We start from the raw sequence: 25744 nt of genomic DNA on the forward strand, positions 1-25744 counted from the left end.
TATAGTTAATCAAATATTAATAAGAAATCGGAATTAGGTTTTAAACGCTAACGATATTTAAAATCATCAATTAAATGTATCTTTGCACCTCTAAATTCCGAAGTAATGAATATCCAGAACATTTTATCATCAAAGGTAAAAGAAGCAGTAAAAAATATTTTTGAGATCGATATAGATGTGGTAGAGTTTCAGCCTACACGTAAAGATTTTGAAGGTGATATTACTTTAGTTGTTTTTCCGTTGTTAAAACATATTAAAGGAAATCCTGTTCAAATCGGTCAAAAGCTGGGAGCCTATTTAGAAGAGCATGTTTCTGAGGTTAGTCGTTTTAATGTTGTAAGCGGATTCTTGAATTTAGTAATCGATGATTCTTTTTATATCGATTTATTTTACGAAATCAATAACCAAACTGATTTTGGATATGTTACAAATACGGCGAATGAAGCCATCATGGTTGAGTATTCTTCTCCAAATACAAATAAACCACTTCACCTTGGGCACATACGTAATAACTTGTTAGGGTATTCTGTAGCGGAAATATTAAAAGCATCGGGTAAAAAGGTTTATAAAACTCAGATTATCAATGACCGGGGTATTCATATTTGTAAGAGTATGTTGGCCTATCTTAAGTTCGGTAATGGAGAAGTACCTTCGGCTGAGTTGAAAGGGGATAAATTGGCAGGAAACTATTATGTGGCCTTTGACAAAGCATACAAGGCAGAAATCGAAGAAATGGTCGCCAATGGTTTAGATAGAAAAGTGGCAGAAAAAGAGGCTCCATTATTACTTGAAGCTCAGGAAATGTTGCGTAAATGGGAGGCCGGTGATGATGAAGTGGTTTCTTTGTGGAAAAAAATGAACGCTTGGGTATATGAAGGTTTTAATGAAACCTACAAGAACTTAGGAGTTGATTTTGATACCTTATATTACGAAAGCGACACCTATCTTTTAGGGAAGGATGTCATTGCTTCTGGATTGGAAAAGGGTGTTTTTTATAAAAAGGAGGATGGTTCCGTTTGGTGTGACCTTTCAGAGGATGGACTTGATGAAAAGTTGGTGTTAAGGGCAGACGGTACGGCTGTATACATGACTCAGGATATAGGTACCGCAATTCAACGTGTAAAAGATTATCCTGATATCTCGGGAATGGTTTATACCGTGGGGAATGAACAGGATTATCATTTTAAAGTGTTGTTCTTAATTCTCCAGAAATTGGGATATTCATGGGCAGCACATTTATACCATCTTAGTTATGGAATGGTCGACCTTCCAAGTGGAAAAATGAAGAGTAGAGAAGGTACTGTTGTTGATGCAGATGACTTGATGTTAGAGATGGCTAATACAGCAGAAGAGATTTCTGAGGAACTTGGAAAACTGGAGGGGCTCACGGAAAATGCAAAGAAGGAATTATATAAAACAATTGGGATGGGTGCGCTTAAGTACTATATTCTTAAAGTTGATCCTAAAAAGCGCATTTTGTTTGACCCTAAAGAGTCGATCGATTTTCAGGGGAATACAGGGCCTTTTATTCAGTATACCTATGCGAGGATTCAATCGATTTTAAGAAAAGCTGATTTTGATTTTTCACAGCAAGCTACCGTTACTACCTTACATGAAAAGGAGAAGGAATTATTAAAGCAAATTCAGTTATTTCCGGAAACTATTCAAAATGCTGCCGACAACTTTAGTCCTGCGGTAATTGCTAACTATACTTATGACTTGGTTAAAGAGTTCAATTCATTCTATCAGAATGTTTCTATACTAGGTTCGGACAAGGAAAGTGATAAGATCTTCAGAGTTCAATTATCTAAAAAAGTTGGTGAGGTAATAGCTTCATCTTTTAGATTGTTAGGAATTAACGTCCCTGAACGTATGTAAAAAAAATGCCGTTGCAACCTTGTTGCAACGGCTGATTTCAAACTAACCACTTAAACAAATACAAGTATTAATTCAGGTATATCTTATAATCAATGTCCATTAGTTTTAAAAATGGATGATTATCTTCAGATACTAAATGTTTTAATTCTTTTACTTCTACCTTGTCCAATAATATCAATAAATTTGATTGGATGGTTGGAATGGGAATCCGCTTCGTAAATATTGAATTCTTATATTCCCTTTCCCAAAATTCAGTATCTGTATTCTTTACATATGCACTAAAGCTTTTAAATTCAGCCTTGGTGAAATTAAAATTTAGATTATTGAATAATAAATGATAAATATTATTATACGTGCAGTATAGCAATATTCCATTTTTAGTCTGGTTTACTATTTTAAGAGTTTTACACACTTAATTCTGAATTTTCAATTCAAAAGTAATAAATTTATTTAGACTGGTTAAAAATAAAGAACTAAAAATAGCAAGGTTTAAATAGATTCTTTCCTAGAAATAAATTCTGAAACTAAAATTAGGAGTAGTTCCCAGAGAGACGTAATCGACTTGTTGAATTTTATTGCTTTTTTCGTCTTCAAGACGATAATAGCGGTCTAAAGTGTTTTTTTCATTTAGAATGTTTAATAACGAAACTCCAATAGACCCATTTATACTTTCGGAAAAATCAAATTTGTATGTTGCTGAAAAATCAGTTCTTAAATAGTTTGGTAGATTACTGCTATTTGGTTCTTCGTAATTGATGTAATTTCCCGTGTTGCTAACGGTAACTGAATTGTTCTCCCTGGGTTTTGTGTAGGGTTTGCCTGTGCGCCAATTTGCTCCTAAAGCGAATTTTATACTGTTTAATGTATAGGTGCCTGCAAATGACATTGAGTGTTTTATGTCAAGGTTATTTGGGAACGTAGCAGGGGTAAGGGACTTGAAGGTGTAATTGTTATTATTGTAGGTGTAGCTTAGCCAGGTGCTAAAAGTTTTAGTCTTTTTATTGATCAGGAACTCAATACCATTAACTTTATAACTTCCACTTGTGCGCTGAAATTGATTTTGATTTTGGAACCCCTGGTTCGACGTGGTAATACCATCTACTTTTTTATAAAAACCTTCAATGGCCATGTATAAATTGTCGTGGTTGTAGTTAAAACCAATGGAGGCCTGTTTACTCTGAGTAACGGGCAAGTCTTTATTGTTGGCAAGTATCCACCTGCGTTTTTCAATTCCCAGAAAATCCCTTTGAAAGTCTATGATCTGGTTCGTTACCTGATTCTTCATTTCGCCGAGAATTTCAACCGAAAATTTAGTATTGAGTCGCTGGTTAAAACTTACTCTGGGTTCTAAAATAAATTTTCCAAAACGTTCAATGTAATTTAATCTTCCTCCTAATTTTAAATATGTATTCTTGTTTGCGGACAGGAAGTTCATTTCGGAAAAGAGCGCATGATTTCGAACTACACCTTTAATTTTACTGTAAAAGTAAGGATTGTTAACGTCTTGAATGTTTGTGATCCCAACCTCATAGAATTGATACCCGTTTAATAGAGAAATAGAGTGACTTGCTTTATATTTTGTCGTTAATTTTCCACCAAGTTCCAGGACCTCGTTGTTTTGAATCAGTCTCTGATCAGTCTCCAGAGCTAAATTAGTTGCATCGAGGTTATAATTGGTATAATAACCACTTATAGTTGTAGAGAATCGCGTATTCCAATAACTTTTCAGGCTACCTCCAAAAGCAAAATTAGTTTGATCCAAAGAACTTTGTTTGGTTTCAGAAGTGTCTTTTTGTGTAAGGGTTTCTTCATAATCAAGGTGATTGTTCATGGCAATAATATTAGCCCTGAACTGATGTTTTTCATTAGGATCATAAAGTATTTTTAAACTTGTATCATAAAAGAAGAAGTCTTCGCTTTGTGTACTGTTTTTAGCAACTTCTTCATTTTCGAAGTTGGTTATTTTAGTGTCTTGGAAAGCCCTGTCGAAAAAGCTGTTGTAGGTAGGTGTTTTAAGCCAGTCGGTGATTGATCTCCTTGCCGAAACCTGAATTCCCAACTTTTCGTTTAGAGGGATGTGTGCATATCCATCGGTACTTATCAGGTTGAACCCGATGCCCCCAAATGCTTCGCCTTTCAATTGATTGAATGTTTCAATATCTATCGTGCCGCTAACACCATCAGTATAGGAGGCTGAGGTGCCATTTTTAATGATAGATACTTTTTCTGTTAAATGTGGGTTGAAAGCAGATATTAAGCCGAAAAAATGGCCGGATTGATACATCTTGATCCCATCCCACAGCAAAAGATTCTGATCGTTAGTACCTCCTCTAATGTTTATGTTTGATACCGTTTCACTGATACTTTCAACTCCCGGTAAGGCTTGTGCTGTTTGTAATACATCTGGCTCCGTTAGGCCAGGTAATATCCCGAAATCTTCGGTGATTATCTCAATACTCCCACTTCTTTGTTTGGAAAGTCCGTTGGTTAAATACTGATAAACCACTACTTCACTAAGTAATTCTGTTCGGTGATCCATATAGATATGTTCACATGAATCTGGTTTTAGGATTATTTTCTTTACTTCTATGAAGTAATTGTTGTAACCCAGAGACTGAATTTTAACGATACTGTTTCTTGCTATTTTATTCAATCTGAAATAACCTGATTCATTAGAGATCGTCCCTTTTCCGTTAATGGTGACGGAGGCTCCTTCAATTGGTGAATTTGAAAAAGTTTCATATATATAACCACATATGTCTACAGTGGCACTTTTGGTAATTATATAATTGTTGGAATCTATTTGTTTGATCTCTAAATCTGTATTCCTGATTATATAGTTAAGGGATGCTTCTAGTGATGGTTGAGGCTTATATGCAAGAGTGATATTTGCGATAGTTTCATCCGCATAGGAAAAAGACACCTGGTGTGTAGTTTCAATCTCCTTCAAAGTTTTTATTAATGCAACCTGAGCGACTTCTATATCTTGTCCCAATGAAAAAGAAGTAAAAATAAAGGCGGTAAAGTATATGAGTTTCAGGGCAGCCTTCTTAAATTTAGTCTGCATAAATCACAACCGTTTTGTCATCTTTCAGTTTATACTGTAATTGTAACGGGAGGGTTATGGTTTTTAGTGCCTTGTTAATATCATTATGGTTAAACTCTCCGGTAAAATGATAATTAAGGTCAACATTGTTTGCACTTATGGTCACATCAAATATGCGTTCAAACTCTTTCAGAACCATTTGATATGGAATGCTGCTGAACTTGCTTCTGTTTTGTAGCCAATCTGGTTGGTTTGATAATAAATGATCTTCGTTTTCTGTAACTATCCCGTTAATGACCAGGAATGATTTCCCTTTAGTGATTAGTTTGGTGAGGTCGTTGTATTGGACTCTTACGATCCCTTCAAAGCATTTTATTTCATAGAAATTCTCACGATTCTTAACGTTAAATTGCGTTCCAACGACCGAAACAATTCCATCCTTGGTTATGACATCAAACTTTTTCCCATGGGCCACTTCAAAAAAAGCTTCACCATCTAATTTCAATGCTCTTCTCTTGTTCCATTGTTTTTTACTGTATTCAGCTTTTGAGCTTGCATTTAATTTTACAATGGAATGGTCTGGAAGATTAAAAGTTTCCTTCTTACCCTTCTCTGCAATAACAACAGTATTTGATTCATTGAAGAATAAAACCGTGGTTAGAATTACCGCAATGGTAGCGGCTATACCTGCTATGGCCTTCCAGGGTTTAAGTTTTCTTATTTTAGGTTGCTTGATAGTAAGACCAGTCTTCCTTTTTAAGCTTTCTAATTGCACATCTTCATTATATAAGGGAGGTTGAAAAAGTGCAGTTTTTGCTATAATTTTTTCATATACCGATAGATCTTCAAGCTGTTTTAATGCTTGAAGTTCATCGGGAGTAATCTCTCCGCTTAACCATTTGGCAAGTAGGTGCTCTTTATTCATTTTGTAAATTCCTCTAAGTCTTTCAGTCTAACTTCTTATTCTATAACAGGTTAAAATTATAATACCCTACTGTAGAAGTCATATATTTTCAATTTCTTTTCTTAAACAAATCAATGCTCCGCTAATTCGCTTTTCAACAGCTTTTACCGAAATATTTAGCATTTCTGCAATCTCTTTGTATTTTTTCCCGTCGATGCGATTTAACAGGAAGGCGGTTCGTTGTGCTTCCGTAAGATTGGCAATGGCGGTTTGTAGTTTCATCATATACTCTTGTTCTTCGAGTATGAATTGTGGTGTTTCATTTGAGGCTTTATTTTTAGGTTGTTTTTCTGCATATTTTAATACAACCTTTTGGTGAGCGACGGTGTTTAAAAATGCATTATTAGCTACGGTATATAAAAATGACTTTGCCTTTTCGAAAGGTACATTTTTACAGTTAGTCCAGAGCTTTATAAAGGCCTCTTGGGTAATATCATTGGCTTCGTTTTCATTCCCGCATTTGTAAAAAATAAAGTTCCGAATGCTTTTACTATAGGTTCTGAATAGCCTGTTAAAATTGTGTTCTTCGCAAACTGAATTGTTTATTTGGGGCATTGAATTACTTTTGGAGGCTAAATTTATTGATTTTTTTTGAACCCTGCGGAAGGTAGGGTTTATTGTTTGTAATATGTTATTATAATAAACAGGAGTTTATGAAAGTTATAAGAAAGATGAGGCGTAATACGATCATAAGTACAGTTTTTACATGCTTAACTTTAGGAACCTTGGTTTCATGCCAGGAAGAAGTGGAAGATATCCGTGAAGGGGAAGAGGAAGCTGTTATCACATCAAATTCTTCTTTAGTGCGGTTAATTCAGCGATCTACAGAAAGTAATGGTTATAAGGATGATTTTTTGGATCACTTTAGTTGTGGTTTCGTTTTGCCACCGTTTTCTGTAACCATTAATGGTACATTGATTGATATTCAGGATGAGGACGATTATCAAATTGCTTTTGATATTATAAATGAGTTGGGTAACGAGTATGAAGTTGCTTTTAAATTTCCCCTTAAAATCAGAATGAATAATTATGCGGAGATTCAGGTTAATAATCAGTCTCAGTTTGAAGGTTTGATTTCTGAATGTGAGAACAGTAATGAAGGAGACCAGGGAATACGATGCTTAGACTTTCAATATCCTGTTACATTTTACACTTTTAATAACAATAGTGAACAAATAGGTAGCATTAGTGTAGGTATGGATGAAGAGATGTATCTTTTTCTGGCGGATTTAAATGCAAACTTTAGTGCGAGTTTTCAGTACCCGATAACTGTAACATTGTCGGAAGGAGATGCCATTCGGGTACACAACAATTCAGAGCTGGAAACTGTTTTAATAGAAGCGAGAGGTAATTGCTCAGAAAATTAACTGGAATTAATTTACCACATATTTAAAGTTATTTCCTATGAATGTCGATTAGGAAGATTTGCTTTCATTTTAATTTGTAAATTTATCGAAATTTAATTCGAGAAGGTTATCATGAAAAAAGCCCTGTACCTGCTATTGTCGTTGTATATTTTTATTGGATGTTCTAATGATTCATCAACGAATGATGAAGATATTAAAAGAGCTAACCGACAAACAACAGGGGCTTCAGCAAATGACTTTTTATCAGATGATAATTTTAATAGCCTCACCATAGAGTTGATTTATGTAACCGGTTACAGACCAAATCAGTCTTCAATAGATAATTTAGAAAGTTTCATTCAAGAGCGAACTTATAAACCTGGGGGGATTAATTTTGTAGAAAGAGCGATTGCTTCACCGGCAAATTCACCATATACCATTCAGGAAATTGCCGATCTCGAAAATGATTACCGAGAAGAATATAACATGGGGGATAATCTTACCTTAAGCATTATGTTTATTGATGGAAAGTCTGATCAGGATGAGGGGAATTCTGTTGTTTTAGGGACGGCCTACAGAAATACTTCTATGGTTATTTATCAAAACACCCTGGAGCAAAATAGTAATGGAGTAGGTGAACCTGACAGGGTAATGCTTGAATCTACAGTCTTAAGACATGAATTGTCACATTTATTCGGATTGGTCGATTTAGGAACCCCGATGCTTCAGGACCATAAAGATGAGGCAAATGGGCATCATTGTGATGTTCAGGATTGCCTGATGAATTATCAGGTCGAGGCCGGAAGTGTTTTTGATATGGCTTCGGGAGGTACCATTCCTTCATTGGATCCACTATGTTTGGCTGATTTAAAAGCCAATGGAGGTAAATAGTTATTCAATCTTAAATAAAACTTAGCGTTTAATTTTATTAATCTTCATTACAAATCCTTAAATTTGCGATTCTTAAAGCAAGAAGGATTACTATGTTTGATAATTTAAGTGAAAAACTCGATGGCGCCCTCCATAAATTAAAGGGACATGGTCAGATTACGGAGATCAATATAGCAGAAACGCTAAAAGAAGTGCGACGTGCACTTTTGGATGCCGATGTTAATTATAAGATAGCCAAAGAGTTTACCAACAATGTAAAGGAAAAGGCATTAGGTCAGGACGTATTAAATTCGTTAAAGCCTGGTCAGTTGATGGTGAAGTTGGTAAAAGACGAACTGACCCAGCTTATGGGAGGTGATGCTGTAGGTATTAATTTATCGGGAACACCATCTGTAATCTTGATGTCTGGTTTACAAGGGTCGGGTAAAACGACTTTTTCTGGTAAACTGGCAAACTTCCTAAAAAATAAGAAAACAAAGAACCCTTTATTAGTAGCTTGTGATGTATATCGTCCTGCGGCGATCGATCAGTTACATGTCTTGGGAGAACAACTCAATATTGATGTTTACTCAGATAAGGGGAATTCTGACGCGGTAGCCATAGCGAAGGCCGGTGTGGCTCATGCAAAGGCAAATGGTCATAATGTAGTGATTGTCGATACTGCAGGTCGATTGGGTATCGATGAGCAAATGATGAATGAAATAGGAAACATTCATGCTGCAATCGCACCAAGTGAGACCTTGTTTGTTGTGGATTCAATGACAGGTCAGGATGCTGTGAATACGGCTAAGGCTTTTAATGATGTTCTTGACTTCGATGGGGTTATTTTGACAAAGCTCGATGGTGATACCCGTGGTGGTGCTGCTTTGTCAATTAAATCGGTCGTAGATAAGCCTATTAAGTTTATTGGTACCGGAGAAAAAATGGAGGCTATCGATGTGTTCTATCCGGAGCGTATGGCTGATAGAATCCTTGGAATGGGTGATGTGGTATCCTTGGTTGAACGAGCACAAGAACAATTCGATGAAGAGGAAGCGCGTAAGCTTCAAAAGAAAATAGCCAAGAATAAGTTTGGTTTTGATGATTTCTTGAATCAAATTCAACAGATCAAAAAAATGGGTAACATGAAGGACCTCCTTGGAATGATACCCGGTGCTTCAAAAGCCTTAAAAGGAATAGACATAGATGATGATGCTTTTAAAGGCATCGAAGCTATAATACACTCAATGACTCCTGAAGAACGTTCGAATCCGTCTGTGCTTAATGCTAGCCGTAAAAAGCGAATAGCTAAAGGAAGCGGAACTACCATTCAGCAGGTAAATCAATTACTGAAGCAATTCGATCAGATGGGAAAAATGATGAAAATGATGCAAGGTGGCGGCGGTAAGAAGATGATGCAAATGATGGGTGGAATGAAAGGAATGAGATAAAAAAAATCAACAGGCTCCCGCATACTTATGCGGGATTCTTTTTTATAGTAATTATAGTAACCAAAACCGATTAACAACACAAAAGATGGAGTTGCTCGACGGAAAAAAGATTTCTAATCAGATTAAAGATGAAATTGCAGCTGAAGTTTCTAAAATGAAAGAAAAAGGGGAGAAGGTTCCTCATTTAGCAGCAGTAATAGTGGGTAGCGATGGCGCTAGCCTAACATATGTTGGTAGTAAAGTGAAAGCATGCGAACGTGTAGGTTTCGAATCTACATTGATTAAAATGCCGAGCACTACCAGTGAAATTGAATTGTTAAAGAAAATAGATGAACTGAACAAAAACGATGATATTGATGGTTTTATAGTTCAGTTACCTTTACCTCCACAAATTGATGAACAAGAGGTTTTGATGGCTATTGACCCTGATAAAGATGTGGATGGGTTTCATCCTATGAACTTTGGGAAGATGGCTTTGGATATGAGTACTTTTATTCCGGCAACACCCTTTGGGATTCTTGAATTATTAGAGCGCTATAATGTTGAAACTAAAGGAAAGCATACGGTAGTAATAGGTCGTTCTCATATTGTAGGTAGGCCAATGAGTATTTTAATGGGGAGAAAAGGATTTCCTGGTAATTCGACTGTAACATTAACACACAGTCATACTAAAAACATTACTCAGATAACCTCTCAAGCCGATATTATTATAACAGCACTTGGAAGACCACACTTTTTAAAAGCAGAAATGATCAAGGATGATGCCGTAATTATTGATGTCGGGATTACAAGAGTTGCGGATGAAAGTACGCCTAAAGGTTACAGAATTGCCGGAGATGTGGATTTTGAGAATGTAAGTAAAAAGGCAAGTTATATTACTCCGGTTCCAGGAGGAGTAGGACCAATGACTATTGCCATGTTGCTGAAAAATACATTATTGGCAAGGGAGCGCCGAAGAACCAAGGAAGGTAAATAGTTAAGAAATTATCTTAATAAAAAAAGGGAAGCAAATGGCTTCCCTTTTTTGTTTTTGGTTAGGATGTGATACGTGATTACATATCGAATTTATATGAAACACCTGCTAACACCTGAAAACCTTGTACCATGTAGTTAGACCAACGGGTGTATTCATTATTTGCAATATTATTTGCTTTTAGGTATACAGAAAACTGATCATTGATGCGATATCCTGCCTTTGCATTAATGTCAAAGAAGCTGTCAAGATCCACTACCTGCATATTAAATGTCTCTCCGGGGTTTGTGCCTGTATCTTGTCTGAAAAGCCCTGAACGTTCACCAGTATAGAAGATGTTAGCTCCCAGAAACCACTTATTGTTTATCTGGTAATCCATAAATAAAGAACCTTTAATACTCGGAAGGTTCCAGGCCTCTTCTTCATCATCTGTATTGTAGTCCAATATTTCAGCATTTATTCCTAATTGAAAATCTCTGTTTACATCAACGCTGATTTCTCCAAAAACTGAAATGGTAGTTATGTCATCATATATGAGTCCGAAAGAATTGGCATAAGCATATCCTTCAGTATTATAATTTATGGTACCCGTTTCCGGATTCATGGCAAAGAGCGGTTTGTTTGATTCGTTGATATATGATCCTCTGAGGTTGTAACTTAAGTTCGGTAAAAACTTCCCCTTTACTCCCACATACCCATCATATGTTTTGTCTGTTGGTAGAATATTTAATGTTGGGGAAATGTATGGGTTTTCCTCTTGAAAACCATGATAAGAATTTTGCTTCAAATCGCCTTCAAGGCCACCGTATACCGTTACATATTCTTGGACTAACCTATATGAAGCAGTAATATTTGGATAGAAGTAAATATCGCTGTCGCTATTTTCTATATCAAATTTATAGGCAACCGTAGCTCCCAGGTTCACAGTTAAGTCATCTTTTAAAATGACCAGATTAGGCGAGGCCTTGGTGATTAGATTGCTGTATTTAAGCTGTTCTGTGGTGTAGTAGTTACGATCGAATTTACCGTTTAGGTAATCAAGGGAAAGGTTAAGGTTGATCCATTCTTCTCCAACCGGAAGCTCAAATTTTGGATTTAATACGATGTTGCTCTCTCCCGAGCTAAAGGCATCAAAAAAGTATCTTAAGCTTACATCCCCTCCCGTGAAGAAAGAATCTTCAATAACTAAATCGGCACCTAAATTCGCGGTATAGTAACTTTGTTTTTCATCGATACTGTTAAGGGTCGATTCATCGTAAAATCCTAAAGGAACACCATACCAGTTATATAATTGATGGCTAAATCCACCCTCTACACCCCAATCCATATAACGATCGTCTCTATTGTATGCAGCAGCTAATTTTGTTTTGAAAAACTTATCATCCAATTCAACGCCATCAATACCACCTTGTGAAGAATGGTGGTTTAATGAAAAATCTAAAGTTTCGTCTCTGTTTAAAGCGCGACTTGTATAGAAATCTGCCGTAGCATTATTGTAATTCCCAACTGCCAGCGATGCATAAGAATTATAAACGGATTCTCTTGGAGCTCGTTTTAACCCTGTTGCTTTACCTTTGGCGGGTACAAAAGTCGACGCTACCGGTACTGAAAATATATTATACGATATTTTCTTTTTGGATGCCGTAACAGAGTCATCTAATCTCGGTGTTTCTTTAATTTTAAAGGCATCTGATAATGTCGGAGAATATGGTTTAACAACATTCACCACTTCAGTTCCAATATTTTTTTCTTTCTCTTTCTCTTGAGAAAGCAGTGTAGATGAAGTTGAAAGTATAATTAGGGTTATGAATAGCTTTCGCATACGACGTAAAATTTTTAAATCAATCTATTTTTATAAAACGTGCCATTAATCTTGATCGTTTGGAGATACTGATGAGTTTCTCAACGATTCCTGAGTTTTAATTTTTTGAAGCTCAGTTTCTGCTTCTTCAACAATTTCGGAGTAAGTCGCGAAATTGGTGATTACATTTTCTAGTATGTATGTAGCTTGAAAAGCGTCATCGAGAGCATGGAAGTTCTTAGCCATAATAATAAGTCCTTTGGCTCCAAATTCTTTATATCCTGCATAATCTTTCGCTAGTTTTTGAACAGCAGTATTAGAAGCTTCGTACAAACCGTCCTTATTTTTAAAGTATGCATCGTAGTAAAGAGCCTCCGCAGCTAATGCTCCTGTAGCAATTTTTTGTACCTCCTGATAGGCGGTTTTCGCCAAATCTTCATTATTGGTTTTAATGGCTGAGCGGGCAATCATTATTTGAGCGTCACTTTTAATTCTGTTGTCTATTTTTGGATTGCTCAGTACTTTTTTTGCATAAGTCAGAGTTTCACTGTAATTCCCCAAATCATAATTGATTTTCATTAGGTTCGATTGTGCAAAAGTTATATTTTGAGGGTAATCGGCCTGTGTTTCTAATTGTTTTAATACAGGGATGGCAGCTTCTTTTTGTTCATTGTCGATATATATTTGACTTAATCTGGCCAGGGCTTGTTCTGTAAATTCATTTCTGTCTTTAATTACATTTTTATAATGTGGAATTGATTTTTCAGGTTCACCTGTATTAAAATAAGATTGAGCTAAATAGAAATTTGCATTTAAAGCATGGCCTCCGTTAGGGAATTGTTTTAAATAATCTTCGAATCCTTTAATTGAGGCTTTGGTTTCACCTTGAACAAACTTTCGTTCCGCAGATTCATACGCCGCATTTTCAATTTCGCTATCTGAAATTTCAACAAAATCTAACTGCTTTACCCAGTTGGCATATTCATTTACGCGTCCTTCATCGACATAAATCATTTTAGCTGTAGAGACTGCTTGAACTGCTTCTTGGGTGTCCGGATAGTTTTTAACGACCTGTTTGAATTTTATAAGAGCATCACTGTTCTGACCCCCATTATAATATACAAGTCCTTCTTTGAGTATTGCTTTGGGAACATACGAGCTCATTCTGTATTCTTCAGCCAGTTTATTGTAAGCGGCAATACCTTTACTTGTTTGATTGTTATTCACATAAGTATTTCCCAGTTCGTAATAGGCATCATCCCTCAATGTAGATTTAGGATAATTGCTTACAAATTTTTCGAGTTCATCAATTTTTTGACTCGTTCTGTCTACGAAGCCATAACTAATGGCTTTTTGAAAGTGAGCATAATCGGTGTCAGCCTCGTTTAATGTAATTGCTTGGTTGTAAAATTCCATTGCAGGCCAGTATTTGCTGGTTACAAAATGACTGTCCCCAAGCCTGAGGTAGGCATCGTTTATACGCTGTAGGTCTTGCTTTTCTTTGGTAGTATATTTTTTAAAATATGCAATGGCCTGATCGTAATTCTTTTGCTTGAAATAAGCATACCCTAAATTATAAAATAAGTGTTTGTATTCAGGTGTTGAAGTGGATGCAGAGTTTTGTTCAAATTGTTTAAATCCAACCACTGCTTCTGAATACTTGTTTAAAATATAATCTGCTTCTGCATTCCAGAAAGTTGCTCTTGCCGTAAAAGATTGGTCTTGGGCTTCTTTAAGAGATTTGTCAAAATAATCGATGGCTTCTTGATAGTTTCCGTCATTAAAAAGTTCAAGTCCACGGTAAAATGCCACTTTCTGATAGGTGGTTTTGCTACTAAAATTTCTATTCTTTTCCAGAAGTTCCAGTGCAGCATCATAATTTTTTGAGGTAATGTATGAATCCACCAGGAGTTCCTGTATCTCCTGTTTGTTAGGACTGTCAGGGTAATTGTCTATATAGTTTGTGAGTACCTGAGGTACATTTTCATAGGGGTTTCCTATTTCGTAACTCAGCTTGGCATAGTTAAGGGCGGCGTCTTTTTGAATTTGAGCCTCGAAATTCATTTGTGAAGCATTTTTAAAAGCATTTAAGGCTTGTTGCTTCTTGTCGGTTTTAATGTAACATTCAGCAAGGTGATAATATGCGTTTTGAGCAACGGGATCGTTTCCGTCAATGATTTTATTAAATTGCCCGATAGCATTTTCAAAATCATTTTGTTTGTAATATGCATATCCAAGCTGATAGAAGTCTACGTTATTCCATTTGCCGCTTTTACCTTTGTATTCTTTTAAGTACGGAATGGCTTCATTATATTGTTGTAGATTAAAATAACTTTCTCCAATAATTTTATTAAGCTCTGACTTCTCTTTTGGGTCAGCTTTAGGTAATTGTTCCTGGGCCAATGCAATAGCCTTTTTGAAGTCTCCTTTTTTGAAGTTCATGTCGGCTTGATAATAAGAGAGCTTGTCATTTAAATTGTCATTACCGGAGACTTGACTGAAATAAGAGTCGGCTTCACCATAGTTGTCACTTTCGTAAGCAATATATCCGATATAATATTTTGCTTGTGAACCATATTCTTCTGAAGTAATAACCTGATTAAGGTAGGATTTTGCGTCTTTATATTTTCTGGCTTTAAACAAAGAGTAGCCCTTTTTAAAATTAAAGGTTTCTCTTTCGCTATAGCTCATGCTTTGATTTTCAGCTTTGTCAAACCATTTGAGTGCATTGGCATATTTACCCTGATCAAAATAATAATTGGCAACATCTATAAAGGCTGAATTGCGTTTGGTAGATGTAGGGTAGGTGTCAACAAAGTTTTCCATCAATCGCTCAGCCCCCAGTTGATTTAGCCTGATAGCAGCATTCGCAATATAATAGGAGCAATTTGCCTTGGTTTCAATATCGGTGGTTTTTTCCTGAACTTCACTAAAAATTCTCTGTGAAGCCTGATATTGACGTTCATTGTATAATTCCAGTGCTTTTAGGTAATTCTTAGAGGGGTTGGTATAGATGGCCGATTCTTGAGCGAATCCGGAAAGCGATATTGTAATAATAGAAAGGTAAGCAAGTTTACGAATCTTCATGAAACTCTTCTTTTAAATTTAGGATCAAATATAGGATAACAGTCACACTAATAACGCAATATTTCTAAGATAATTATACAATCAAAATGGTTGTTATACACTTTTTTCAAACTGCAATAGATTTTTTTAGTTGAATAGCAGGGTTGTCTTGAATAAAACCGCCTTTACAAGACGTTCGAATACTTCGTTTTACTACCTAATTAGCAGTATTTTTCTTCTTTTATATGAAAAAACAGGTTGTTAATTTAGTGTTAATCAAATATTATTTTGTATAATTCACTTCCGTAATTAATTGAAAGATATTTAATTACGATATATTTTTTAATTATTGTAAATGTATGTTATGGGATAAAATAAGAAACCAATAATAACTTTATATAACTATGAAAACTAAATTTTATTTAAAAACTGTTTGTCTGTTTGCGCTTCTATTCATTGTTTCATGTTCTAAGGACCAATTCTCGGAAACGGAAGAAGTGTTAGTGCCTGAAGCCGTTGGAAAGCCTGTCGGCAATGAATGGGAGGATAACCCTTATAAACTCAATGTGGTTTATTTTGTTCCCAATGATATGACTCCTGTTTCAAACTATGAATCCCGTATTGAGGAGATTATGTTTGACGCTCAGGAGTTTTTTGCTGTAAATCTTGACAGGGAAGGTTATGGCAGGACTTCCTTTGGTTTGAATATTCGTAAGAATAATGGTAAGCTCAACATCATAACGGTTAATGGCCAACAAGGAAAAAGTGCCTATCCTTATAGTGGTGGCGGTGGTACCGTGATTAATGAGTTAGAAGCTTATTTCAATCAGCATCCTAATGAAAAGAAAAGTGAGCATACGCTTGTATTTTTGCCCTCTACTTCCGGCGATCCATTAAATCCCGGAGGTGTTCCATTTTATGGCTTAGGAAAATATTGTTTCGCTTTAGATTACGAATATTTTGATTTACAATATTTAGGTGAAAATACCAATCTGGGCGACTTAGCAACTAAATGGATCGGTGGGATGGTTCATGAATTAGGACATGGACTCAATGCTCCCCATAATAAAGAGTGGAGTAGTTTACAGGCAACCTTAGGAACGGCTTTAATGGGATCTGGTAATTTTTCATATGGTAAAAATCCAACTTTTATTACAGCTTCTAATGCTTCGATTTTTGCAAATTCACAACCCTTTAGAAATGATACCAGATCCGATTGGTATTCTGGTGTTACTGCTAATATTACAAAGTTGAAAGGAAGTGTTCAAAATAATAAGATTGTTATTTCTGGTAATTTCAGCTCTTCAGGAACAGTATCCGCGATTAATGTATGGCATGATCCGTATCCTGCCGGTGGTAATAAAGATTATGACGCACCATCCTTCACCTCAATCCCCATTGGTTCGGATAGTTTATACATTGAGAGTCCCCTGTCTGAATTTTATAATTTGGATGGTCAGTATCAACTTAGGATCGGATTTATCCATGAAAATGGCTCTCGTGTTACCAGGGCTTACGAGTATGAGTTTGTAAATGGCGTTCCTAATATAGAGGTGATTAACACGAAAGATTTATTGGACAGATCAGCATGGGCCATTATTGAGGTAGACAGTGAAGAAGATACCGGAGCTGCTTCTCAAATGTTAGATGGAGACTTATCGTCTGTTTGGCATACGGAATGGAAGAGTAGTTTGCCTGATCACCCCCATTATTTTGTTTTAGATATGGGTGTGGTAACATCTGTAAAAGGGTTCGCATTCGAAAACAGGTCCAACCTAAATGGAGCGATAAAAGATTTTGAAATGTTTAAAAGCGATGATGGTTCAAATTGGACCAGCATGGGAACTTATAGTTTGAACCAAGTGCAGAATATACAATATGTAGACTTGTCGGCTACACAGTCTTTCAGGTATATGAAATTAGTTACCCAAAATTCCCACGGAGACTTCAATTATACCCATTTAGCAGAATTAAACGCTTACAGTGATCAGTAAAATATTATGAACCTGGTAGTTTTTAAAAGCATCAATTAAATTTGGTGCTTTTTTTAGTTCGTTGAATGAATAGATTTTTATAAAAGAAATTTGATCACAATTTTTATTAAAATTTATTGTTAGTACATTTACCATGTAATATTTACACTATGAATCAAGACAAAAATCAAATTCTGGAACTTCGGGATGTTGCAGTTTATCAGCGCGAAAATCTAGTTTTAAGTGAAGTAAACCTTAGTATTGATGAAGGTGAATTTGTGTATTTGATAGGTAAAACAGGAAGTGGTAAGAGTAGTTTTATGAAGACACTTTATGGTGATTTACCACTAACTCAAGGATCAGGTAGTATTGTTGGGTATGATTTAAAAGGGCTAAAAGAAAAAGATATTCCTTTTTTAAGAAGAAAGCTTGGGGTGGTATTTCAGGATTTTAAATTATTACCTGACAGGAATGTGAATGAGAACCTGATTTTTGTCCTAAAAGCCACGGGGTGGAAGGACAAGGAGAAAATGAATAAAAAAATAGAAGAGGTGCTGGATAAGGTTGGAATGAAAACCAAAGGCTTCAAATTTCCGCATCAATTGTCTGGGGGGGAGCAGCAGCGTGTTGCTATAGCCAGAGCACTACTGAATGATCCTGAACTGATTTTAGCAGATGAACCTACAGGAAACCTTGATCCTCAAACCAGCGTTGAGGTGATGAAGGTGTTACAGGATATCAACAAAAATGGAAGAACCATTTTAATGGCAACCCATGATTATGCTTTATTGTTAAAATATCCGTCTAAGACCTTAAAATGTGACGGGAGTAAGGTTTTCGAAGTGGTACAAAAGAATGTTTAAGCGTCAGTAGCTTTCTTTAACCTAAGTAGGTAAAAACCATTCACTATAAAAATTGCAAGGTTAGTTATAATGATTGGCCAGGAAGTTTGTAGCATAAAACCGTAAGCCACAAATAAAGCACAGCCAATCATGTTTACAGTTCTTAAGGTGGTAATGTTTTTCATTAAGAATGACAACAAAACACCAAGGGAGGCAGCATAGCCTACCCATTCGGTAAGTGGTATTGCTAAAATTTCCATATGGAAGGTGTTAAAATGATGGGTTAACAATTCCATTAAAAGTAAGAAGGAAATATATAAAAACACAAAAAATCCCGAATTAACGGGATTTTTTTATGTTGATTATGATTGACTGAGATTAACCCAGTTCTTTTTCTCTACGCTTACGTTCATTCTCATCTAAGAATATTTTTCTTAAACGGATCGACTCTGGTGTTACTTCAACATATTCATCTTTTTGAATATATTCCAATGCCTCCTCTAAAGAGAATTTAATCGGCGGAGCTAATTTTACTTTATCGTCAGCACCAGCAGAACGAACATTTGATAACTTTTTAGTTTTGGTCACGTTTACAACCATATCATCACCTCGAGAGTTTTCTCCAATTACCTGTCCGGTATAGATGTCTTCACCCGGGTGAATAAAAAACTTACCGCGTTCTTGAAGTTTGTCAAGAGAGTAAGGAATAGCAGTTCCTTTTTCCATAGAGATCAATGAACCGTTAATACGGCCTGGAATATCCCCTTTAAATGGTTGGTAATCCAGGAAGCGGTGGTTCATTATAGCCTCACCTGCGGTAGCTGTTAATAACTGGTTTCTTAATCCTATAATACCTCTTGAAGGTATGTTGAACTTAAGAATCATACGTTCCCCTTTTGGTTCCATGCTAAGCATTTCACCTTTACGTTGGGTAACCATTTCTACTGCTTTACCAGAAACATTTTCAGGTAAATCAATAGTTAGTTCTTCGATAGGTTCACATTTTTCTCCATTAACTTCCTTGATGATTACCTGAGGCTGACCAATTTGCAATTCGTAGCCCTCACGTCTCATGGTTTCTATCAATACAGATAAATGTAAAACCCCTCTACCGAAAACCATAAATTTATCGGCACTTCCGGTTTCTTGAACACGCAGTGCAAGGTTTCGTTCTAATTCTTTTTCTAAACGATCTTTGATGTGTCTGGAAGTTACAAATTTACCTTCTTTACCAAAGAATGGAGAGTCGTTGATAGTAAACAACATACTCATTGTTGGTTCATCAATAGCAATAGTTGGAAGCCCTTCAGGATTTTCGAAATCTGCAATGGTATCTCCAATTTCAAATCCATCTAAACCAGAAACAGCACAAATGTCACCTGCATTTACTTCCTCAACTTTTTTACGACCCAACCCATCAAATAAATGAACTTCCTTTATTTTAGATTTTACGGTAGTACCATCTCTTTTTACTAAAGAAACATTCATCCCTGGAGTTAATGTTCCTCTTTGCAACCTTCCAATAGCAATTCTTCCTGTGTATGAAGAAAAGTCAAGTGAAGTTATAAGCATTTGAGTAGACCCTTCTTCAATTTTAGGTGAAGGAATATGAGCTACTACCATATCCAACAATGGTTCGATATTATCAGTAGGAGCATTCCAGTCTTCACTCATCCAATTATTCTTTGCAGAACCATATACTGCAGGGAAGTCTAATTGCCATTCCTCTGCACCTAGTTCGAACATTAAATCAAAAACAGCTTCATGTACTTCGTCAGGAGTACAGTTCTCTTTATCAACCTTATTTACCACAACAAGTGGCTTCAGCTTCATTTCAATAGCCTTTTGAAGTACAAATCGCGTTTGAGGCATCGGTCCTTCAAAGGCATCTACCAAAAGTAATACACCATCAGCCATGTTCAATACACGCTCTACCTCCCCACCGAAATCGGCGTGACCCGGAGTATCAATAATGTTAATCTTGGTTCCTTTGTAATTAACCGAAACGTTCTTAGATAAAATTGTAATACCTCTTTCCCGTTCAAGATCATTATTGTCCAAGATTAACTCACCAGTCTCCTGATTATCGCGAAATAATTCGCAATGGTGAAGTATCTTATCAACCAAAGTAGTTTTACCGTGGTCAACGTGTGCAATAATGGCAATGTTTTTAATTGCAGTCATAATAATTCCTCTATGTTTAAGCCCTTTTACAGGGAGTTTTGGGCTTAATTAACTGATACCTAGCTGGTAATGGTTATTGAAACCCAGGTTTTTAAGGGCGCAAAGGTACGTTTTATTTTGTCAAATGAGGTAGTTTTGTGAAAATGAATTTTTTAAAGGTAAATAAGATTTAATTACAATTTAAAAATATCACCGAACCGGGCAATGTTGAAACCCTTCGAATTAATTAAATCAACTTGTGGATTACCAGTGTTAAGAACAGGATTTGTGTGGTTAAAGTGAATAAAAAATACTTTTTCTTTTTCCTCCTTAGGTAAACTTTTTAGTAAATCCATGCTTTCAATTATAAATGGATGAGGGATTTCAGAGATGTCTCTGTTGTTTATTTCTTCGGCATTATAAAAAGTAGCATCAATAAAAGCATAATCTACTTTGCTGAGCTCTTCAATTAAATTTAAATTCCACTTATGCCATTTATCGATATCGGGAATAAACAGGACTGATTTGCCGGGTCCTTTAATACGAAAGCCTGCAGTTTCAGAGTACTCATCTCTATGTGGAACCTTAAAAGGTGTAACCGTTATGTTTGAACTGATTTTAAGGCTTTTATGATCTGTTAGGGTTTGAAGGTTTATGTTTTGGTTTGAGACCAGCTGACTCCATGGCCCATTCCCTTCAAGGAAAGAATGCATTTTTGGCAATGTATATACCGGGACTAAATTGGCGTTCATGGCCTCTTTTCCTAAATACATAAGACCCGTGTAGTGGCCTATATGTGCATGGGTAATAAATACTCCATCGGGAGTTTGATCAGTTTTGAAAGGAGCATGGTCGTTTAGTAGTTTTAATTGAGTAGCGATATCAGGCGTTGCTTCAAATAAATAGGTTTTTCGGTTCGCGGGATCAATGATGCCCAGCGATACAACTTTCCTTTTTTCATCGGGTCGATTGAACAATTCTTTACAGCAACTTTTAGTACATCCTATTTGGGGTGATCCGGCATCTTGAATTGTTCCTAATACAATCAATGAAACGTCTGAATTAGGGTTGGTGGTTCTTTGACCCTGTGCAAAAAAAAGATGCATCAGACAAAGGAAGAGTATAGAAAGTCTCATGTTGGAATTTTTATCGAAGTTCTAAAATACTCAATTTTTACTTTGTATATCAAAAATAGCTGCTGGAAGTGCCCTGAATGACTTGTTTTTTTATCCTGAAAAATGGGGTGTTTTGATGTAAAGTTATTTTTTTTTGATTTTAAGGGTAGGGTAAAATAGATTATAACTGTTTTTAAATTACTAGTATACAGGCATGTCCTGTTAGAAATAAACTGAAATGTTTAAAATTGTTGAATGACTGCAACAGTTTTTTGCAAGGCCAAAGTGATATTGCACTCTTGGCCTTGTTTTTATATTTCCTCTTTGTAAACGCCTGGATCGTGTTTTTCCATATAATATTCCGGATGTCTTACAGCGGTAAAACCAAATTTTTTATAGAGCCACGGTGCCGTGTCAGTCAGTAGGATCCAGCGTCTAAGTCCTTGCAAGTTAGGGTGGTTTGTAATCACTTCCATCAGCCAGGAGCTTAATCCGAATCCACGGTATGCATCCAGTACAAAAACATCGCCCAGGTAAGCAATTGTGGCATAGTCTGATATGATTCTGGCAAAACCGACTTGTTCTTCATTTTTGTAGATGCCGAAATTAAGAGAATTAGCTATAGAATATTTAACTGTTTTAAAAGGAATGTCATCGCACCAGCCTGCCTCTGTAGCAAGAAAGGTGTGGATGAGTTCTAGGTTTAATTTATTCCGATCCGTAGAAATTAAAAATTCTCCTTTTATTACCTCAATAGTGTTCATTTGGCATATTTAATTATTAATAGTTAGTCTCTATCGGGCTGCTTTGATATTCTTCTAAGCTAAATGATAAGAAGAGATGTAGCAATGTTTTCAATGACCTATTCAAACTTAATGGACTTGGCAGGTGAAATTTTGGTTATAATGTAGGAAGGGATCAATAGCATTAATAAACATAATATGAGGGTGCCAATGTTTAGTGCTATGATATGGGTAGCATTAATATATACAGGCGCTTCATTTACATAGTAGTTCGATGGGTCTAGCTTGATAAAACCAAAATGCTTTTGTGCCAGCAAGAGCCCCAGGCCAATAAGATTCCCCCAAATAATACCAATACCTATGAGATAAGTGGCGTTATACAGGAACACTTTTCTGATGCTCCAATTGGTAGAGCCCAAAGCTTTGATAATTCCGATCATTTGTGTTCGCTCAAGAATAAGTACCAGTAAGGCTGTAATCATATTGATGCCTCCTACCAGGATCATGATACCGATTATAATGGCGATATTCACATCAAAGAGTTTAAGCCATTCAAAGATATGGTAGTACTTGTCAGCTATCGTTTGAGCATCCAAAGTGGGAGGAAGTTTTTCATAAACCTCTATACCCTTTTCCTTGATCGCATCAAAATCGTCAATAAAGACTTCGAAGTTTCCTATTTCGTTTGAAGTCCATTTATTCATTCGCTGAATGTGCCTGAGATCTACAAACATGTAATTGGCATCAAATTCTTGAAACCCGCTTTCATAAATCCCAACGATATTCAATTTTAATTGATTGGGTATTTCAGATTCATTATCCTTTAGAAAGAATGCGTAAAAAGAATCCCCTACCTTAAATTTTAATCTGTTGGCAAGATATTTTGAAATCAGCACTTCTTCATTTCTACTATTTGAATAATCGGGCAGTCTTCCTTCAATGAGATATTCTTTGAAAGTGTTCCAGTTGTAGTCTCGACCTACTCCCTTTGCATTAACCCCTTCAAAGGTTTCTTCTGTTCTAATAATTCCCCATTTGGAAGCAACACCCTGAACGTGTTTGATTCCAGACACTGATGTAAAATCCGGGTAAAATTCTTGCCGTATGTCTATCGGAGCTACAGAAGCCTCAGAAGTGTTGTTGTCAAATTTATAAATTTGAATATCACCATTGAACGCTGATACTTTTTCTCGTATCTTGCGCTGTAAGCCAACACCTGTTGCAATGGCAATCATCATCATGATGAGTCCGAGGGCTATAGCTGCTATAGCAATTTTAATTATAGGTCCGGAAACATTATTTTTATGAGATTTTCCGGAGATAAGTCTTTTGGCTATAAAATATTCTAAATTCAAAATTTGAAGTAGTTTATGAAATTCAAAAATACATTTTTATTGTTGTTTTTACTGATGATTTCTTGTGGTAATAGTCATGTCTTACAGCAAGACCCCGAAATAATGAGTAAAGATGTTCAAGATACTATACGTAAACCAGTTGATAAAATTGTATTGGGAGTCGATAGAACACAGGATTATATATCCAAATTAATTGATAAAAAAGTTGCTGTAGTGGCAAACCAAACATCGGTGATCTTTAAATCAGATACCTCCTATACACATTTGGTGGATTCATTGTTGAATAGCAAGATACAAATAACCAAGGTTTTTGCCCCGGAACATGGGTTCAGAGGAGAGGCTGATGCGGGCGAACATGTTAAAGACGGGAAAGATGCCAAGACAGGATTGCCTCTAATTTCCCTATATGGCTCAAATAAAAAACCAACTAAAGCTCAATTAGCGGATGTCGATATTGTTGTTTTTGATATTCAGGATGTGGGAGTTCGTTTTTACACGTATATATCTACGATGCATTATGTGATGGAAGCTTGTGCGGAAAATAATATTCCTGTTCTGGTATTTGACAGGCCAAATCCTAATGGAAGCTATATAGACGGACCCACTTTAGAGAAAGAGCACCGAAGTTTTTTAGGAATGCATACAATTCCTTTAGTGCATGGTATGACCATAGCAGAATATGCGAATATGATTAACAATGAAGGATGGTTGAGTAATGGGGTTCAATGTGACCTTGAAGTTGTTCTGATGAAGAAATATTCCAGAAATATGGAATATAGCCTTCCGATTAGACCTTCTCCAAATCTTCCGAATGATAAATCCATAGAATTATATCCGAGTTTAGGATTCTTTGAGGGAACAGATATCAATGCCGGAAGAGGAACGGAGTTTCAGTTTCAACGATATGGCGCACCATTTTTAGATCAGGAAATTTTCACCTTTTCATATACCCCAGTCCCTAATTTTGGAGCCAAAGATCCCAAGCACAATGGAGAATTGTGTTTTGGTGAAGATCTTAGCGAGGAACCTGCTCCTCATAAAGTAGAATTGAAATGGTTGATAAAAACCTACAAGGGGACAGCCGATAAATTGAAGTTTTTTAAATCAAGGTCCTTTACATTGCATGCAGGTACTGAGGAATTAAGAAAACAAATCGAGGATGGCTGGACCGAAAAGGAGATCCGGGCAACGTGGCAAGAGGGCATCGAAGCATTTAAATCGATTCGAAAAAAATATTTATTATATAATTAGTCAAATTTACCTCCGGCAGGAGGGCGGTATCCATTAAATGGAAGTTTTAATAACTTTCCGATACGGGTATTGGAATCTACATCAGGATAGCTGTCTACACCGTAAACGAGATCCTTGCTTTCAATTTTGGCAAAGGTTCCAAAAAGTCGGTCCCAAATGGAAAATATATTGCCATAGTTCGTGTCTGTGTATGGTAATAAATAGTGGTGATGGACTTTATGCATATCCGGCGAAACGATGATCCAGCTTATCATATTGTCTATATTTTTAGGCAATCGAATATTTGCATGATTGAACTGGGAACAAACAACTGACAAAGATTGATAAAGCATGAGTATTCCCACCGGGGCTCCTAATATAAAAACACCAAGGGTGGTGAAAACGAATCGAATAATACTTTCACCAGGATGGTGTCGGTTGGCGGTTGTAGTATCTACGTGGTTGTCGGTATGGTGGATCAGGTGAAACAGCCATAAAGGTTTTATTTTATGCTGCACCCAATGCGCTACATAGGCTCCTGTTAAATCCAGTAGTAGAACACCCAAAAGAATCGTAGCCCAAAGGGGTAGGTTTAGCCATTGCAATACCCCGAAATTGTTTTTTATGGTCCAGTCACTGGTCAATAATAAAATGAAAGCCAGAATGAAATTGACAAGAATGGTGGTTAATGTAAAAAAAATATTGGGCCATGCATGTTTCAGTTTCTTGTAGTTGAATCTGAAAAGTGGTGTAGCATATTCCAATAACCAGAAAAAAGTGATCCCACTAACTAAAATAAGACTGCGATGGGAAGATGGTATGGTCGAAAAATAGTCGATAATAGTTTCCATGTGAACAAGATACTATTTTTTTAGATTACTTTTTGTGTGGGTTTTTTAGTGAAAATCATTGACCTTGTTCATGTTAA

At 36.2% G+C, this 25744-nt stretch carries 20 protein-coding genes; 8 read left to right on the plus strand and 12 right to left on the minus strand.

The annotated features are described in order from the left end of the window. Nucleotides 1-105: 105 nt before the first annotated feature. Nucleotides 106-1878 (plus strand): arginine--tRNA ligase, encoded by a 1773-nt coding sequence (gene argS / locus P278_RS01010; RefSeq protein WP_038260887.1) that lies wholly within the window; start codon nucleotides 106-108, stop codon nucleotides 1876-1878. A gap of 67 nt (nucleotides 1879-1945) precedes the next feature. On the opposite strand, the gene P278_RS01015 is transcribed toward argS, so the two are convergent. From P278_RS01015 to P278_RS01030, 4 genes are all read right to left on the minus strand, one after another. Next, nucleotides 1946-2290, minus strand: coding sequence for a DUF6686 family protein (locus P278_RS01015; RefSeq protein WP_038260889.1), 345 nt, complete (start codon nucleotides 2288-2290; stop codon nucleotides 1946-1948). Between the two features lie 93 nt (nucleotides 2291-2383). Continuing rightward, nucleotides 2384-4945 (minus strand): TonB-dependent receptor, encoded by a 2562-nt coding sequence (locus P278_RS01020; RefSeq protein WP_038260891.1) that lies wholly within the window; start codon nucleotides 4943-4945, stop codon nucleotides 2384-2386. Then, nucleotides 4935-5849, minus strand: coding sequence for a FecR family protein (locus tag P278_RS01025; RefSeq protein ID WP_038260894.1), 915 nt, complete (start codon nucleotides 5847-5849; stop codon nucleotides 4935-4937). Before P278_RS01025 ends, P278_RS01020 begins: the two co-directional genes overlap by 11 nt. 78 nt (nucleotides 5850-5927) lie before the next feature. Further along, nucleotides 5928-6443 (minus strand): RNA polymerase sigma factor, encoded by a 516-nt coding sequence (locus P278_RS01030; RefSeq protein ID WP_038260897.1) that lies wholly within the window; start codon nucleotides 6441-6443, stop codon nucleotides 5928-5930. 98 nt (nucleotides 6444-6541) lie between these two features. On the opposite strand from P278_RS01030, the gene P278_RS01035 reads away from it, so the two are divergent. The 4 genes from P278_RS01035 (at nucleotide 6542) to P278_RS01050 (ending at nucleotide 10531) form a co-directional block, all read left to right on the plus strand. Beyond that, nucleotides 6542-7255 carry a hypothetical protein gene (locus tag P278_RS01035; RefSeq protein WP_038260900.1) on the plus strand — a complete coding sequence of 238 codons (714 nt, stop codon included), beginning with the start codon at nucleotides 6542-6544 and terminating at the stop codon, nucleotides 7253-7255. A 111-nt stretch (nucleotides 7256-7366) separates the two neighbouring features. Continuing rightward, a complete protein-coding gene (locus tag P278_RS01040) occupies nucleotides 7367-8125 on the plus strand; it encodes a zinc metalloprotease (protein ID WP_038260903.1) in 759 nt (252 codons plus the stop codon). A gap of 92 nt (nucleotides 8126-8217) precedes the next feature. Further along, a complete protein-coding gene (gene ffh, locus P278_RS01045; RefSeq protein ID WP_038260907.1) occupies nucleotides 8218-9555 on the plus strand; it encodes a signal recognition particle protein in 1338 nt (445 codons plus the stop codon). 85 nt (nucleotides 9556-9640) lie between these two features. Continuing rightward, the gene (locus tag P278_RS01050; protein WP_038260910.1) at nucleotides 9641-10531 is read left to right on the plus strand and encodes a bifunctional 5,10-methylenetetrahydrofolate dehydrogenase/5,10-methenyltetrahydrofolate cyclohydrolase; all 891 of its coding nucleotides are present in this window, start codon (nucleotides 9641-9643) and stop codon (nucleotides 10529-10531) included. 76 nt (nucleotides 10532-10607) lie between these two features. Here the strand turns inward: P278_RS01050 and P278_RS01055 are convergent, their stop codons facing one another. Together P278_RS01055 and P278_RS01060 are read right to left on the minus strand one after the other, a co-directional pair. Beyond that, nucleotides 10608-12350: a TonB-dependent receptor gene (locus P278_RS01055; protein WP_038260913.1), complete on the minus strand. Its 1743-nt coding sequence runs from the start codon at nucleotides 12348-12350 to the stop codon at nucleotides 10608-10610. 45 nt (nucleotides 12351-12395) lie between these two features. Continuing rightward, nucleotides 12396-15416: a tetratricopeptide repeat protein gene (locus tag P278_RS01060; RefSeq protein WP_038260916.1), complete on the minus strand. Its 3021-nt coding sequence runs from the start codon at nucleotides 15414-15416 to the stop codon at nucleotides 12396-12398. A 383-nt stretch (nucleotides 15417-15799) separates the two neighbouring features. On the opposite strand from P278_RS01060, the gene P278_RS01065 reads away from it, so the two are divergent. Together P278_RS01065 and P278_RS01070 are read left to right on the plus strand one after the other, a co-directional pair. Next, complete coding sequence (locus tag P278_RS01065) at nucleotides 15800-17389, plus strand: discoidin domain-containing protein (RefSeq protein WP_038260919.1); 1590 nt, start codon at nucleotides 15800-15802, stop codon at nucleotides 17387-17389. Between the two features lie 149 nt (nucleotides 17390-17538). Beyond that, nucleotides 17539-18231: a cell division ATP-binding protein FtsE gene (locus P278_RS01070; protein ID WP_038260921.1), complete on the plus strand. Its 693-nt coding sequence runs from the start codon at nucleotides 17539-17541 to the stop codon at nucleotides 18229-18231. Here P278_RS01070 and P278_RS01075 read toward each other — a convergent pair. From P278_RS01075 to P278_RS01095, 5 genes are all read right to left on the minus strand, one after another. Then, nucleotides 18228-18470 (minus strand): hypothetical protein, encoded by a 243-nt coding sequence (locus P278_RS01075; protein ID WP_038261769.1) that lies wholly within the window; start codon nucleotides 18468-18470, stop codon nucleotides 18228-18230. The genes P278_RS01070 and P278_RS01075 overlap by 4 nt on opposite strands. Nucleotides 18471-18588: 118 nt before the next feature. Beyond that, on the minus strand, nucleotides 18589-20394 hold the full coding sequence (gene typA, locus P278_RS01080) for a translational GTPase TypA (protein ID WP_038260923.1): 1806 nt from the start codon (nucleotides 20392-20394) through the stop codon (nucleotides 18589-18591). A gap of 173 nt (nucleotides 20395-20567) precedes the next feature. Beyond that, nucleotides 20568-21509, minus strand: a complete 942-nt coding sequence (locus P278_RS01085; protein ID WP_038260926.1) for an MBL fold metallo-hydrolase — start codon at nucleotides 21507-21509, stop codon at nucleotides 20568-20570. 290 nt (nucleotides 21510-21799) lie between these two features. Further along, the gene (locus P278_RS01090) at nucleotides 21800-22252 is read right to left on the minus strand and encodes a GNAT family N-acetyltransferase (protein ID WP_038260929.1); all 453 of its coding nucleotides are present in this window, start codon (nucleotides 22250-22252) and stop codon (nucleotides 21800-21802) included. A 98-nt stretch (nucleotides 22253-22350) separates the two neighbouring features. Then, nucleotides 22351-23586, minus strand: coding sequence for an ABC transporter permease (locus tag P278_RS01095; RefSeq protein WP_038260932.1), 1236 nt, complete (start codon nucleotides 23584-23586; stop codon nucleotides 22351-22353). A 15-nt stretch (nucleotides 23587-23601) separates the two neighbouring features. Here P278_RS01095 and P278_RS01100 point away from each other — a divergent pair, with 15 nt between their 5' ends. Beyond that, a complete protein-coding gene (locus P278_RS01100) occupies nucleotides 23602-24837 on the plus strand; it encodes an exo-beta-N-acetylmuramidase NamZ family protein (RefSeq protein ID WP_038260934.1) in 1236 nt (411 codons plus the stop codon). Here P278_RS01100 and P278_RS01105 read toward each other — a convergent pair. Further along, entirely contained in the window at nucleotides 24834-25667 is an 834-nt protein-coding gene (locus P278_RS01105; RefSeq protein WP_038260937.1) for a sterol desaturase family protein, read from the minus strand. The two genes, P278_RS01100 and P278_RS01105, sit on opposite strands and share 4 nt — an antisense overlap. Between the last annotated feature and the right edge of the window lie 77 nt (nucleotides 25668-25744).

The organism is Zhouia amylolytica AD3 (genome assembly GCF_000511935.2).
Taxonomy (GTDB): Bacteria; Bacteroidota; Bacteroidia; order Flavobacteriales; family Flavobacteriaceae; genus Zhouia; species Zhouia amylolytica.